This window comes from Streptomyces sp. TP-A0356 (assembly GCF_001417775.1).
Lineage (GTDB): Bacteria > Actinomycetota > Actinomycetes > Streptomycetales > Streptomycetaceae > Streptomyces.
The window spans coordinates 232,503-247,300 of the sequence record NZ_BBZJ01000019.1; the positions used below are offsets into that span (position 1 = coordinate 232,503).

The 14,798-nt window shown below is 72.9% G+C and carries 10 protein-coding genes; 9 read left to right on the forward strand and 1 reads right to left on the reverse strand.

Features of this window, described 5'->3' with window-relative positions:
- Positions 1–232 precede the first annotated feature (232 nt).
- From ASC56_RS17940 to nudC, 4 genes are all read left to right on the forward strand, one after another.
- Positions 233–3,940, forward strand: coding sequence for an ATP-dependent DNA helicase (locus ASC56_RS17940; RefSeq protein ID WP_107309284.1), 3,708 nt, complete (start codon positions 233–235; stop codon positions 3,938–3,940).
- Between the two features lie 241 nt (positions 3,941–4,181).
- Positions 4,182–7,697 (forward strand): ATP-dependent DNA helicase, encoded by a 3,516-nt coding sequence (locus ASC56_RS17945; protein ID WP_055492441.1) that lies wholly within the window; start codon positions 4,182–4,184, stop codon positions 7,695–7,697.
- A 10-nt stretch (positions 7,698–7,707) separates the two neighbouring features.
- A complete protein-coding gene (locus tag ASC56_RS17950; RefSeq protein ID WP_055492571.1) occupies positions 7,708–9,111 on the forward strand; it encodes a dipeptidase in 1,404 nt (467 codons plus the stop codon).
- Positions 9,112–9,263: 152 nt separating this feature from the next.
- Positions 9,264–10,217 (forward strand): NAD(+) diphosphatase, encoded by a 954-nt coding sequence (nudC, locus tag ASC56_RS17955; RefSeq protein ID WP_199836018.1) that lies wholly within the window; start codon positions 9,264–9,266, stop codon positions 10,215–10,217.
- 129 nt (positions 10,218–10,346) lie between these two features.
- Here nudC and ASC56_RS17960 read toward each other — a convergent pair whose 3' ends face one another.
- A complete protein-coding gene (locus tag ASC56_RS17960; protein WP_055492443.1) occupies positions 10,347–10,589 on the reverse strand; it encodes a mycoredoxin in 243 nt (80 codons plus the stop codon).
- Positions 10,590–10,819: 230 nt separating this feature from the next.
- Between ASC56_RS17960 and ASC56_RS17965 the strand changes: the two genes are divergently transcribed.
- From ASC56_RS17965 to ASC56_RS38145, 5 genes are all read left to right on the forward strand, one after another.
- Positions 10,820–13,111, forward strand: coding sequence for an ATP-dependent DNA helicase UvrD2 (locus ASC56_RS17965; protein ID WP_107309285.1), 2,292 nt, complete (start codon positions 10,820–10,822; stop codon positions 13,109–13,111).
- A gap of 165 nt (positions 13,112–13,276) precedes the next feature.
- Entirely contained in the window at positions 13,277–13,597 is a 321-nt protein-coding gene (locus ASC56_RS17970) for a hypothetical protein (RefSeq protein ID WP_055492445.1), read from the forward strand.
- A gap of 176 nt (positions 13,598–13,773) precedes the next feature.
- Positions 13,774–14,142 (forward strand): WhiB family transcriptional regulator, encoded by a 369-nt coding sequence (locus ASC56_RS17975; protein WP_019072119.1) that lies wholly within the window; start codon positions 13,774–13,776, stop codon positions 14,140–14,142.
- Positions 14,139–14,462 carry a hypothetical protein gene (locus tag ASC56_RS17980; RefSeq protein ID WP_055492446.1) on the forward strand — a complete coding sequence of 108 codons (324 nt, stop codon included), beginning with the start codon at positions 14,139–14,141 and terminating at the stop codon, positions 14,460–14,462. Before ASC56_RS17975 ends, ASC56_RS17980 begins: the two co-directional genes overlap by 4 nt.
- A gap of 111 nt (positions 14,463–14,573) precedes the next feature.
- Entirely contained in the window at positions 14,574–14,798 is a 225-nt protein-coding gene (locus ASC56_RS38145) for a hypothetical protein (protein ID WP_159039672.1), read from the forward strand.

Below are 14,798 nucleotides of genomic sequence, written 5' to 3' on the forward strand. Positions count from 1 at the left end.
GAGTGACCCGATGGACCCATGGGAACAAATGGACCCCTGGGAACAAGAGGAAGCGCTGCTTCCGCCCGACGCGCGGGCGTAGCGTCGACGGCGCGCGTCACCCTCATCCCGCGGCCACCGCCCGCCACGCGCGGCAGCCCTTCCACCCGTCGCCCGACCACCGCCCCGCGATGACGGCGCTTCGCGCCGGCAGTGACAAGCCCGAGTACGACCACCAGGACCGGCGAACCACGTGAGCTCCTCTTCCACCACCAGACGCCTGCTACACCCCCAGGTGCGGCAGGGGAGCCGTGGCGCTTACCGACTGGTGCGTACCCCGCCCGCCCGGGTGGACCCCCCTCGACTGGACGCAGCACAGCGGGCGGTGGTTGACCACGGGGCCGGTCCACTGCTCGTCCTCGCGGGTCCCGGCACCGGCAAGACGACCACCCTCGTCGAGTCCGTGGCCGCGCGGATCGCCCGGGGCGGCGACCCGGAACGAATCCTGGTGCTGACCTTCAGCCGCAAGGCCGCCGTGGACCTGCGGGACCGGATGGCGTTGCGTACCGGGGCGGCCCACGCCCCTCGGGCCACCACGTTCCACTCGTTCTGCTACGCCCTGGTCCGCGCCCACCAGGACAGCGACCTCTTCGTGGAGCCGCTGCGCCTGCTGTCCGGCCCCGAGCAGGACGTGACCGTGCGCGAGCTGCTCGCCGGCCAGCCCGACCTGGAGCGCCTCGGCCTCGCCCATGTGCGCTGGCCCGACGAGCTGCGCGCCTGTCTGACCACGCGCGGCTTCGCCGACGAGGTCCGCGCCGTACTGGCCCGCAGCCGCGAACTGGGCCTCGGCCCGGACGCCCTGCGCCGCTTCGCCGAGCGCATCGGCCGCCCGGACTGGGAGGCCGCCTCCGCCTTCCTCGCCGAGTACCTGGACGTCCTCGACCTCCAGGGAGTGATCGACTACGCGGAGCTGGTCCACCGCGCGGTGCTGCTGGCCCGCCGTCCCCAGGTCGCCGAACTGCTCGCCAGCCAGTACGACGCGGTCTACGTGGACGAGTACCAGGACACCGATCCGGCGCAGGTACGCCTGCTGCACGCCCTCGCGGGCGGCGGCCGGACCCTGGTCGCCCTCGGCGACCCGGACCAGTCGATCTACGCGTTCCGGGGCGCCGACGTGGGCGGCATCCTCGACTTCCCGCACACCTTCCCGCGTGCGGACGGCGCACCGGCGCCCGTGGAGGTCCTCAGGACGTCGCGCCGGTCCGGCGCCGGCCTCCTGGCCGCCACCCGGCTGCTGACCCAGCGCATGCCGTTGACCCGCCTTCCCGCGGAGAAGGTGCGCGCCCACCGGGAGCTCGCCGCCGTTCGCGACGGGGGGCAGGTCGAGGTCTACACGTATCCCACGCCGGGCACGGAGCTGGACAACATCGCCGACGTCCTGCGCCGGGCACACCTGGAGGACGGCGTTCCATGGGGTGAGATGGCTGTCCTGGTGCGCGCCGGAGCCCGCATGATCCCGACGGTACGCCGCGCCCTGACGGCCGCCGGGGTGCCCCTGGACATCGACGGCGACGACCTGCCGCTGCGCCACGAGCCCTCGGTGGCACCCCTGCTGACGGCACTGCGCGCGGTGGCGCGGGCGGAGGCGTCGGGCACGGACGACGGCGTGCACGCGCGTGCGCACGCCCCGGCCGAGGACGAGGTACACGCGCGTGGGTACAGCGAGGCGGAGGATGGCGGGGCGTACGGGGGTGTTGGCGGGCCGGGCGGGGACGGCGGGGCGTGCGGTGCCGACGCGTCGGCCGAGGACGGCGGGGCACACGTGCGTGCAGGCGGGTCGGGCGAGGACGGCGGGGCACACGCGCGTGGAGGCGGGCCGGGCGGGGACGGCGGGGACGGCGCGGCGGGCGGGGGTGTCGACGGGCCGGCCGAGGACGGCGGGGCACACGTGCGTGCAGGCGGGCCGGGCGAGGACGGCGGGGCGGGCGGGGGTGCCGACGGGCCAGGCGAGGAAGCCGGTACAGGCGTCGTCGCGGGGACCGCGGACGCCGTTGCGGGCGAAGCGGGGGCAGGGGCGTGCTGGCTCGACACCGAGACCGCGCTCACCCTCCTCACCTCCCCCCTCGCCGGCATGGACGCCGCCGACCTGCGCCGTCTGGGCCGCGCCCTGCGCGAGGAGGAGCGAGCCGCGGGCAACCCCGTACCGCCGCCCTCCGACGAGCTGCTCGCGCGGGCGCTGGCCGAGCCGGAGCGCCTGGTGGCGCACGACCCCGCGTATGCGCGCGGAGCCCAGCGTCTCGGCGCGCTGCTCCGGAAGGCCCGTGAGCGGCTCGCGGGTGGCGGCACCGCCGAGGAGGCCCTGTGGGAGCTGTGGAACGGCACCCCGTGGCCCAAGCGCCTGGAGAGCGCCTCCCGGCGGGGCGGCGCGGCCGGGCGCAACGCGGACCGCGATCTCGACGCCGTATGCGCCCTGTTCGCGACCGCAGCGCGCGCAGAGGAGCGCACCGGCGGGCGCGGCGCGCTCAACTTCCTGGAGGAGATCGAGGCCCAGGACATCGCCGCCGACACGCTCACCCGCCGGGCCGTGCGCCCGGACGCCGTACGCCTGATGACCGCGCACCGCTCCAAGGGCCTGCAGTGGCGGCTGGTCGTCGTCGCGGGCGTCCAGGAGGGCCTGTGGCCCGACCTGCGCCGCCGAGGCTCCCTGCTGGAGGCCGATCGCATCGGCCGCGACGGCCTCGCCGAACCCCTCACCCCCGGCGCCCTGCTGGCCGAGGAACGCCGTCTGTTCTACGTGGCCTGCACGCGCGCGCGTGAGCGCCTGGTCGTCACCGCCGTGAAGGCCCCGGCCGACGACGGCGACCAGCCCTCCCGCTTCCTGGCCGAACTCGGCGTCGAGCCCAGGGACGTGACCGGTCGCCCGCGCCGCCCGCTGTCCGTCGCCGCGCTTGTCGCCGAACTGCGCGCCACGACAGTCGACCCGCGCGCATCCGACGTCCTCAGGGAGGTCGCCGCCCACCGACTGGCCCGCCTCGCCGCGCTCGCCGACGAGGACGGCCACCCCCTGGTTCCGGCCGCGCACCCCTACCGCTGGTGGGGCATGTGGGACCCGACCGAGGGCAAGGTGCCGCTGCGCGACCGGGACCAGCCCGTCGTGCTCTCCGGGAGCGCCCTCGACCAGCTCGCCAACACCTGCGCCCTGCAGTGGTTCCTGGGGCGTGAGGTGAAGGCCGACACGCCCGCGACCGCCGCCCAGGGCTTCGGCAACGTCGTGCACGTCCTCGCCGACGAGGTGGCCTCCGGACGCACCCCCGCCGATCTCGACGTCCTCATGGAACGCCTGGACTCGGTCTGGAACGCGCTCGCCTTCGACGCGCCGTGGAAGTCCGCGCAGGAGAAGGACAACGCGCGCGTGGCGCTCGAACGCTTCCTGCGGTGGCACGTCGATTCCAACGGCGTCCGCGCCGGTCGCACCCCAGTGGCGAGCGAGCACGACTTCGACGTCACCCTCGAAGCGGGCGAGTACGAGGTGCGCATCCGCGGATCCATGGACCGCGTCGAGGCCGACGCCGAGGGGCGTGCCTACGTGGTCGACTTCAAGACCGGCAAGCAGGTGCCCAGCGCCGCAGAGGTGGCCCGCCATCCACAGCTCGCCGTCTATCAGCTCGCCGTGCGCGAGGGCGCTGTCGACGAGGCCTTCGACGGCAGGCGCCCCGAGGCGGGCGGCGCCGAACTCGTCCAGCTGAGGCAGGGCGCCGCCAAGAAGGACGGCGGCGACACCCTGCCCAAGGTGCAGGCCCAGGAGCCCCTGGCGGGAGAGTGGATCGGCGAGCTGCTGGCCACGGCCGCGGGCAAGGTCCTCGACGAGCGCTTCTCGCCCACCACCGGGCAGCACTGCGCGCACTGCGCGTTCCGGGCCTCGTGCAGCGCGCGGCCGGAGGGCCGTCACGTCGTGGAGTGAGGACACCCCAGTCAGCCGGCGTGCAGACACCTCCGGTGAGCCGGTGTGTGTGACGCCCCGGTGAGCGGGCGTGGGGACATCCCGGTGAGCGGGCGTGCGGACATCCCGTTGAGCGGGCGTGCGGACATCCCGGTGAGAGCGCCTGTGTGACGGATCGCACCACGCCTGCCGACCAGCGGTTCCCGGGCACCGGGCGGCGCTCCGGCATCCGCTGTCAGTGGCCGCCGATAGCCTCTCCGACGTGCCCGCCCGTATCACCGACCCCGACGAGCTCAAGGAGCTCCTAGGCATCCCGTTCACCCCGGAGCAGACGGCCTGCATCACGGCACCGCCCGCCCCGCAGGTGATCGTGGCCGGAGCCGGTTCGGGCAAGACCACGGTGATGGCGGCCCGAGTGGTATGGCTCGTCGGCACCGGACAGGTCGCCCCGGAACAGGTCCTCGGCCTGACGTTCACCAACAAGGCCGCCGGTGAGCTCGCCGAGCGCGTACGCAAGGCACTCGTGAAGGCGGGCGTCACCGACCCGGACGTGATCGACCCGGACAACCCCCCCGGCGAGCCCGTGATCTCCACGTACCACGCCTTCGCGGGCCGCCTGCTCGCCGACCACGGACTGCGCATCGGACTCGAACCGACCTCGCGCCTGCTCGCCGACGCCACCCGCTACCAGCTTGCCGCGCGCGTGCTGCGCGAGGCCCCCGGCCCCTACCCGGCGCTGACCCGCTCCTTCCCGGACCTCGTCAGCGACCTCCTCGCCCTCGACTCCGAACTGGCCGAACACCTCGTACGGCCGGAGGACCTCCGCGCGTACGACGTCGGGCTGCTGCGCACCCTGGACGGCGTCCGCCTCACCAACGCCGATCTGCGCAGGGTCCCCGAGACGGCCACCGCCCGCCGTGCACTGGCCGAGCTCGTCAGCCGCTACCGCGCGGCCAAGCGGGAGCGCGACCTCCTCGACTTCGGGGACCAGATCGCCCTCTCGGCGGCCCTCGCCGGCCTCCCCGAAGTGGGGCGCGTGCTGCGCGACGAGTTCCGTGTGGTCCTGCTCGACGAGTACCAGGACACCTCGGTGGCCCAACGCGTCCTGCTCGCCGGACTGTTCGGGGGCGGCACCGGCCACCCCGTGACCGCCGTGGGCGACCCCTGTCAGGCGATCTACGGCTGGCGCGGCGCCTCCGTCGCCAACCTCGACGACTTCCCCGAGCACTTCCCGCAGGCCGACGGCCGTCCCGCCGGCCGCCAGGCGCTCAGCGAGAACCGCCGCAGCGGCGGCCGCCTCCTCGACCTCGCCAACGGCCTCGCCGAGCCGCTGCGCGCGATGCACGCGGGCGTGGAGGCGCTCCGCCCCGCCCCCGGCGCGGAGCACGACGGACTGGTCCGCTGCGCGCTGCTGCGCACCCACGCCGAGGAGATCGGCTGGATCGCCGACTCCATCGCCCACCTCGTGGGCACCGGCACGGCACCCGGGGAGATCGCGGTCCTGTGCCGCACGGCGACCGACTTCGCGGAGATCCAGGGCGCCCTCGTCGCCCGAGACATCCCGGTGGAGGTCGTCGGTCTGTCCGGGCTGCTGCACCTCCCGGAGGTCGCCGACCTCGTCGCCGTCTGCGAGGTCCTGCAGGACCCCGGCGCCAACGCCTCCCTGGTCCGCCTCCTCACCGGCCCGCGCTGGCGCATCGGCGCCCGCGACCTCGCTCTCCTGGGCCGACGGGCGCGGCTGCTCGTGTCGCACGCGCGCGCGGGTGCCGACGACGACCCGGACCGCCGACTCGCCGCGGCCGTCGAAGGCGTCGACCCGTCCGAGGTGATATCGCTCGCGGACGCCCTCGACACGTTCCTGGAGCTGCCGATGCGGGCCGAGCGGGAGGACGACGGACTGCCCTTCTCGCCAGACGCGCGCGTGCGGTTCGCGCGCCTCGCCGCCGAGCTGCGCGAGCTGCGCCGCTCCCTCGCCGACCCGCTGATGGACGTCCTGCACCGGGTACTCGCCGTCACCGGTCTGGAGGTGGAGCTGTCCGCGTCCCCGCACGCGCTGGCCGCCCGGCGTCGCGAGACCCTGTCGAACTTCCTGGACATCGCCGCGTCCTTCGCCGCGAACGACCCGGACGCCACCCTCCTGGCCTTCCTGGGCTTCCTGCGCACGGCCGCCCAGTACGAGAAGGGCCTCGACAACGCCCTGCCCGGCGGCGAGAACACCGTCAAGGTGCTCACCGCACACAAGTCCAAGGGCCTGGAGTGGGACGTCGTGGCCGTCCCCGGACTGGTCACCGGCACCTTCCCGAGCACCCAGGGCCGCGAGAAGTGGACCGCCCAGGGCAAGGTGCTGCCCCATGCCCTGCGCGGGGACGCCGACACCCTGCCGGACGTGGAGACCTGGGACTCCCGGGGCCTGAAGGCCTTCCACGAGGCCATGAAGGAGCACCAGCACATCGAGGAGCTGCGGCTCGGCTACGTCACCTTCACCCGGCCCCGTTCCCTGCTGCTCGGCTCCGGGCACTGGTGGGGACCCGCCCAGAAGCGCCCCCGGGGGCCCTCGGACTTCCTTCAGGCCCTCTACGAGCACTGCGCCGCCGGACACGGCGAGATCGAGGACTGGGCGGACGAGCCCGCCGAGGACGAGGAGAACCCGGCACTGCGCGAAGCCGCCGCCGACCACGCCTGGCCGCTCCCACTGGACGAGGCGGCACTGGCCCGCCGCCGGGCCGCCGCCGAGACCGTACTGGCGCACCTGGACCGTCTCGCGTCGCACGACGTCACCCACCCCGCGGCCACCCACGACCCCGCCACGTACGACGACCCGGAATGGCCGCCTCCCCCGGAGGACGAAGATGTCTACGGCCAAGATGTCTACGACGAAGATGTCTACGACGAAGGCGTCCACGCCGGAGACATCTACGAGAACCGCTACGAGGAGGACGGCGCGCCCAGTGCCAGCCCGCACGCGCGCGTACCGGGCGATCACGGCGTCCCGACCGTCCCGACCGTCCCGCACGCCCGTCGGCACCCGGCCGAGGACGCATCCGCGCTCACCCCGGAGGAGGCGCGCACCGTCGCCTCCTGGGACCGCGACCTGGACGCCCTCACCGGAGAGCTGCTGCGCGCCCGCGCGGGCGTCACGGACGTACCCCTGCCGCCGTCCCTGACCGCGTCCCAGGTGGTACGCCTGGCCGCCGATCCCGACGGGCTCGCGCAGGAACTCGCGCGCCCCATGCCACGTCCCCCGCAACCCGCCGCGCGTCGTGGCACCCGCTTCCACGCCTGGGTCGAGGCCCGCTTCGAGGAACTGCGGCTGCCCATGCTGGAACCGGAGGAGCTGCCCGGCGGCGAGGCCGAGATCGCCGACGAGCGCGACCTGGAGGCCCTCAAGGACGCCTTCGAACGCACCCCCTACGCGCACCGCACTCCCTACCGCGTCGAGGCACCCTTCCAGCTCTCCATCGCCGGACGCGTGGTGCGCGGCCGCATCGACGCCGTCTACCGCGCGGACGACCCGGACGGGACGGCGTACGAGATCGTCGACTGGAAGACCAGCCGCAGCCGCACCGGCGACCCGCTCCAGCTCGCCCTGTACCGGCTCGCCTGGGCCGAGCAGCAGCGCGTCCCGCTGGAAGCCGTCAAGGCCGCGTTCCTGTACGTCCGCAGCGGCGAGGTCGTACGACCCGAGGGCCTTCCGGACCGGGCGGCACTGGAGCGGCTGCTGCTGGCCGGGCCCCGCGGTGAGGAACCGGCGGACCGGGATGTCGGCGCGGGCCGATAGGCTCGTGAGCATGAGCGAGACCCCGGACAGTGCCGTCCGCACGTACATCGACCACCACAGCGCCGCCTTCCTCGACGACCTCGCGGAGTGGCTGCGCATCCCGTCGGTGTCCGCGCAGCCCGAGCACGGGGCGGACGTGCGGCGCAGCGCCGAGTGGCTCGCCGCCAAGCTCCGGGAGACCGGCTTCCCCACCGCCGAGGTGTGGGCGACCGGCGGCGCCCCCGCCGTGTTCGCCGAATGGCCGGCCGACGACCCACAGGCGCCCACCGTCCTCGTCTACGGCCACCACGACGTGCAGCCCGCCGCCCGTGAGGACGGCTGGGACAGCGACCCCTTCGAGCCGGTGATCCGTGACAACCGGCTCTACGCGCGCGGGGCCGCCGACGACAAGGGCCAGGTGTTCTTCCACACACTCGGCGTCCGCGCCCACCTCGCCGCCACCGGCCGCACCGCCCCCGCCGTCCACCTGAAGCTGCTGATCGAGGGCGAGGAGGAGTCCGGCTCCCCGAACTTCCGCACGCTCGTCGAGCGGCACGCGGACCGGCTCGCCGCCGACGCCGTGATCGTCTCCGACACCGGTATGTGGGCCGCGGACACCCCCACCGTGTGCACGGGCATGCGCGGCCTGGCCGAGTGCGAGATCGCACTGCACGGCCCCGAGCAGGACATCCACTCGGGTTCCTTCGGCGGCGCCGTGCCCAACCCCGCCACCGCGGCCGCCCGCCTGGTCGCGGCCCTGCACGACGAGCACGCGCGCGTGGCGATACCCGGCTTCTACGACGACGTCACCGAACTCACCGACCGTGAGCGCGAACTCTTCGCCGAACTGCCCTTCGACGAGGAGCAGTGGCTGCGCACCGCCAGGTCGACCGCCGCGTACGGCGAGGCCGGACACACCACCTTGGAGCGCATCTGGGCGCGCCCCACCGCCGAGGTCAACGGCATCGGCGGCGGCTACCAGGGCCCCGGCAGCAAGACGATCATTCCGTCCTCGGCCATGGTCAAGCTCTCCTTCCGGCTCGTCGCCGGGCAGGACCCCGACCACATCGAGAAGGCCGTCCGCGCCTGGGCCGCCGAGCAGCTGCCCGCCGGCATCCGGCACGAGATCACGTTCGGCGCGGCCACCCGTCCCTGTCTGACGCCCCTCGACCATCCCGCCCTGCAGTCCGTCGTACGCGCCATGGGCCGCGCCTTCCAGCGGCCGGTCCGCTTCACCCGCGAGGGCGGCTCCGGACCCGCCGCGGACCTCCAGGACGTCCTCGGCGCACCCGTCCTGTTCCTCGGCATCTCCGTCCCGTCCGACGGCTGGCACGCGCCGAACGAGAAGGTGGAACTCGATCTGCTCCTCAAAGGCGTCGAGACCGCCGCGTACCTGTGGGGCGACCTGGGGGAGAACTGGCGCGATGCGGACTGACGATCTCGCGGGCCGGAAGGCCGGCCGGGCCGGCCGCGGGGCACGGCACACTGGAGAGGCCGCCCCGCATGCCCAGGTCCCGCCGGACCCGGTCCACTCCGGCCGTACGTCCCGCTGAACCGCCCGCCGAAACAACCGTTACACCGGGGGAGTTGGAAGCACCCGTGACCATCTGGACCGACCACACCACCGACCGGCCCATCTCGCTCACCGCCTCGAGCGGCATCGACCGGGCCGCCCACCACCGGCTCGACGAGGCCTGGCTCGCCGCGGCCTGGAGCCACCCCACCACCCGCTGTTTCGTGGTCTCCGGCGGTCAGGTCCTCATCGACGAGACGCTCGACGGCCGGACCGAACTCGTCATGACCCCCTCCTTCGAGGCACCTCTCACGGAGGCCCACCGCTACTTCCTGGGCACCGACGAGGAGGGCGTCAGCTACTTCGCCCTCCAGAAGGACGCCCTCCCGGGCCGCATGGACCAGTCCGCGCGCCCGGCCGGACTGCGCGAGGCGGGACTGCTGCTGTCCCCGCGCGACGCGGGCCTGATGGTGCACGCGGTCGCCCTGGAGAACTGGCAGCGCATGCACCGCTTCTGCTCACGCTGCGGCGAGCGCACGGTCATCGCGGCCGCGGGCCACATCCGCCGCTGCCCCGCCTGCGGCGCCGAGCACTACCCGCGCACCGACCCAGCGGTGATCATGGCCGTCACCGACGAGGAGGACCGCATCCTGCTCGGCCGGCAGGTGCACTGGCCCGAGGGCCGCTTCTCGACCCTCGCCGGGTTCGTCGAACCCGGCGAGTCCATCGAGCAGTCGGTGCGCCGCGAGGTCTTCGAAGAGGCGGGCATCACCGTCGGCGCGGTCGAGTACGTCGCCAGCCAGCCCTGGCCCTTCCCGTCCAGCCTGATGCTCGGCTTCCTCGCCCGCGCCACCTCCACCGAGATCAACGTCGACGGCGACGAGATCCACGAGGCCCGCTGGTTCTCCCGCCAGGACCTGCGCGTCGCCTTCGACTCCGGAGAGGTGCTGCCCCCGTACGGCATCTCCATCGCCGCCCGTCTGATCGAACTGTGGTACGGCAAGCCTCTGCCGACGAGGAGCGTCTGATCCACCCCGCGGGGCTCGCCGGTGTGCGACTCCCGTGGCGCTGGACGCCGGTGGGGGACACACCACGAGAAGGCGGCCCCTGAGAAACCTCAGGGGCCGCCTTCCCTCACCACCGTGATCGCGGAGCGGTCACGCACCGATCTTCTGCTTGACCTGCGCCAGCGACGGGTTCGTGAGCGTCGAACCGTCCGGGAACAGAACGGTCGGAACCGTCTGGTTGCCGCCGTTCGCCTTCTCCACGAACGCCGCGGACTCCGGGTCCTGCTCGATGTTGATCTCGTTGTACACGATGCCCTCACGGTCCAGCTGGCTCTTCAGCCTGTGGCAGTAGCCACACCACGAGGTGCTGTACATCGTCACAGTGCCCGGCATGTCGGTCGCGCTCCTTCACGGTTGGGTGCGTGCTCGCTGTGGGGGCAACGTACGTGAAGGTTCCACCATTCCCGCCACCCCGTGCCCCGCCCCGCACCGCCTCACCGACGAGCGCTCACCGCCTCGGAGCCTCTGCCGCCCAGTGAGCCTCCGCCGCCTCAGCCAACCCCCGCCGCCTCGGCCAACGCCTGCCGCCTCAGCGAGCGCCTGCCGAATCAGTACGACTGCAGATGCCTCCCTGTGGACAACCGCCGCACCCGTCTCCACCGACCTGGCAGCATGGCGGTGTGACAGCAGCAACGCACTCCCCCCTCTTCCCGCAGGCTCCCGGCAGTGCCGAGTATTCGGCCCCGTCGAGTGGGGCCGACGCGGTGCTCGAAGGGCTCGACCCCGAGCAGCGCGAGGTGGCGACCGCCCTGCGGGGTCCGGTGTGCGTGCTGGCGGGCGCCGGCACCGGCAAGACGCGGGCCATCACCCACCGCATCGCCTATGGCGTCCGCGCCGGCATCCTCCAGCCCTCCAGCGTGCTCGCCGTCACCTTCACCAACCGCGCCGCGGGCGAGATGCGCGGTCGCCTCCGCCAGCTCGGCGCCGCCGGCGTCCAGGCCCGCACCTTCCACTCCGCCGCGCTGCGCCAGCTCCAGTACTTCTGGCCGAAAGCCGTCGGCGGTGGCCTCCCGCGCATCGTCGACCGCAAGATCCAGATCGTCGTGGACGCGGCCGCCGCCTGCCGCATCCGCCTCGACCGGAACGAGCTGCGGGACGTGACCGCCGAAATCGAGTGGTCCAAGGTCACCCAGACCGTGCCCGCCGACTACGCCGCCGCGGCCGCCAAGGCGGCCCGCGAAGCCCCCCGCGACCCCGCCGAGATCGCTCAGCTCTACGCCACCTACGAAGACCTCAAGCGCGAGCGCGGCGTCATCGACTTCGAGGACGTCCTGCTCCTGACCGTCGGCATCCTCCAGGACCGGCACGACATCGCGGAGGAGGTCCGCGCCCAGTACCAGCACTTCGTCGTCGACGAGTACCAGGACGTCAGCCCGCTCCAGCAGCGCCTCCTGGAGCTGTGGCTCGGCGACCGCGACAGCCTGTGCGTCGTCGGCGACGCCAGCCAGACCATCTACTCCTTCACCGGTGCCACCCCCGACCACCTCCTCGACTTCCGTATCCGCCACCCCGGCGCCACTGTCGTCAAGCTCGTCCGCGACTACCGCTCCTCACCCCAGGTCGTCCATCTCGCCAACGGTCTCCTCGCCCAGGCCCGAGGCCGCGCCGCGGACCACCGGCTGGAGCTGATCTCACAACGGGACCCCGGCCCCGAACCGGCCTACACCGAGTACGCCGACGAGCCCGCCGAGGCCGAAGGCGCGGCCCGGCGTATCCGTGACCTGCTCGCCATCGGCGTCCCCCCGGCCGAGATCGCCATCCTGTTCCGCACCAACTCCCAGTCCGAGATCTATGAACAGGCCCTCGCGGACGGCGGGATCCCCTACCAGCTGCGTGGCGCCGAGCGCTTCTTCGACCGCCCCGAGGTACGCAAGGCGGGCATCGCCCTGCGCGGTGCCGCGCGCTTCGGCGGCAACGACTCCCTCCTCGACGACGCCGTCGACCTGCCCTCCCAAGTGCGTGCCGTCCTCTCGGGCGAAGGCTGGACAGCCACGCCCCCCGCGGGCTCCGGAGCGGTGAGAGAGCGCTGGGAGTCACTGGCCGCGCTGGTGAACCTCGCCCAGGACTTCGCCGCGGCCAAACCCGGCGCCACCCTCGCCGACCTCGTGGCGGAGCTCGACGAGCGGGCGAACGCCCAGCACGCCCCGACCGTGCAGGGCGTCACCCTCGCTTCCCTGCACTCCGCCAAGGGCCTCGAATGGGATGCCGTCTTCCTGGTCGGTGTCGCCGAGGGCATGATGCCGATCACCTACGCCAGGACGGACGAGCAGATCGAGGAGGAGCGCCGCCTTCTCTACGTCGGCGTCACCCGGGCGAGAGAGCACCTCTCCATCTCATGGGCCCTCTCCCGCTCGCCCGGCGGCCGCCCCAACCGACGCCCCAGCCGCTTCCTCGACGGACTGCGCCCCGGCTCGTCCACCATCGCCGGCCGCGCCGTCGCCGGTGGCACCGGGGGCATCGAACGCGGCTTCACCGGCTCCAGCGCGCCCGGCACGGCTGCCGCCCCGCGGCGCACCAGCAGAACCCCGGCCCGCTGCCGGGTGTGTGGGCGCACCCTGTCCGAGGCCGGCGAGATGAAGCTGATGCGCTGTGACGGCTGTCCGTCCGACATGGACGAGGGCCTCTACGAGCGGCTGCGCGAGTGGCGGGCGGTGCAGGCGCAGCACAGCGGACAGCCCGCGTTCTGCGTCTTCACCGACAAGACCCTGATCGCGATCGCCGAAGCGGTCCCCGACGACGAGCGCGAGCTGGCCCGCATCCCGGGAGTGGGAGCCCGCAAACTCAGCCGCTACGGCGCCGCTGTTCTGGCCATCTGCGCAGGCCGGGAGGTCGGTGGAGAGGGCAACGAGGACTGATACGAACTCGTCGAGAAAATAGTTTGCGCATGCCCCAGCAATCCCCATAGGTTCTAGGCACGGAAGCGGCGGCCTTTTCGGAGGCCCCGATTTCGTGCTGTACTTAGTCATCCGTCGGACCAGCTCAACTCTGGTCCCCCGAGACGCCGAGAGGAGGCGATTGAAGTGATCAGCATCAAGACCAGCTCCACCCGCACCGTCAAAATGACCGATCGCTCGGTCGTCTCCACGTGCATGCTCGGCGTTTCGAACCCGGGCACCGGTCTGTCCGGCATTCGTGCCGCCCGTCCGGAGTCCTTCCTGTCCCTCACGGGTCTTCCCATCCGTGAGCGCAATGAGCGACCGACCAAGGCACTGGAAGCAGTAGCGGCACAGGCGCAGGCCTATGCCTTTGCGGCGGCCGGTGCCGGATTCCGGAAGCAGACGACGCAGCACCACCTGATGTGGGCCTTCCGTGGGCCAGAACCCTGGAGTGATCCAGCCTGACAGCCGATCAGGCCGGCGCCTTCAGGGCCGCGGAACCCCATCCGGGATCCGCGGCCCTTCTGTTTTCCCCCAACGGGGACAGCAGGCCGAAGGGGCCTCGGGACAAGAAGAGAACCCGGTACCAAGCCGCCACCCGGTCCAACAGGACCGGAACGACCAGACGAGGAAGACGAACCGTGCAACTCGAAGCGCACGCCCCGTCCGTACCGCCTTCCGAAACGATCCCCCCGCCCGGCCTCACGGAGGACTCCACCTTGACCCCGCTCACCGCGCTCACCGCGCTCGACGACGCCATCGAGAACCTCGGCGTACCCGTCCCCTGCCGCTCCTACGACCCGGAGGTCTTCTTCGCCGAGTCGCCGGCCGACGTCGAGTACGCCAAGTCCCTGTGCCGCACCTGCCCGCTGATCGAGGCCTGCCTCGCCGGCGCCAAGGAGCGGCGTGAGCCCTGGGGCGTCTGGGGCGGCGAGCTCTTCGTCCAGGGTGTCGTCGTCGCCCGGAAGCGGCCGCGTGGCCGCCCGCGCAAGAACCCGGTCACGGCATGAACACCGCAGGAACGATCGATCGCCCCCTCACGCACGACCCCAAGAAGCAGGCCCCGATGAAGCCGTCCACCAGCGAGCCCGCCGGCTCCGCGATCCCAGACTTCACCACCTCCGGCGCGAACACCTCGCGTCAGAACAGGACCCGAGAGATGCAACTCATCCCAGAAGCCATGGCTCGTGCGCATATGCGCGAGCGAATGCAGGAGGCCGAGCGGGAACGCCTGGCCGTACGCCTGGCGATGGCCCGCCGGATGCAGCGCCGGGCCGAGCGCGCCTCGCTGCGCGCTCGCCGCGCGCTCGCCATGGCCGTCATGCAGTAGCCGACGACAGTCGGAGTCAGGAAGGAAGACGCCGGGGGCCGGTCCGAAGGGACCGGCCCCCGCGGTGCGTTGTGTGCGCCGAACCGGGCAGACGGCGATATCGTCACAGGGGTGACGAGTCTTCCCGGAGACAGTGACAACAGTGGCTCCGTGCGGCCGCCCGGCACCGCACAGGCCCCCTACCCCGTGTGCGCCCGCTGCGGCACCCCGGCCGACGGCCCTCGCCCCACCTGGACCTGCTCCGTGGAGAACGGCCTGCGCCATTACTTCTGCGACCACTGCGCCCGCGCCAACATCAGGGCGATCGAGGGGCGAGTGGACTCGGCCTGGTGGTAG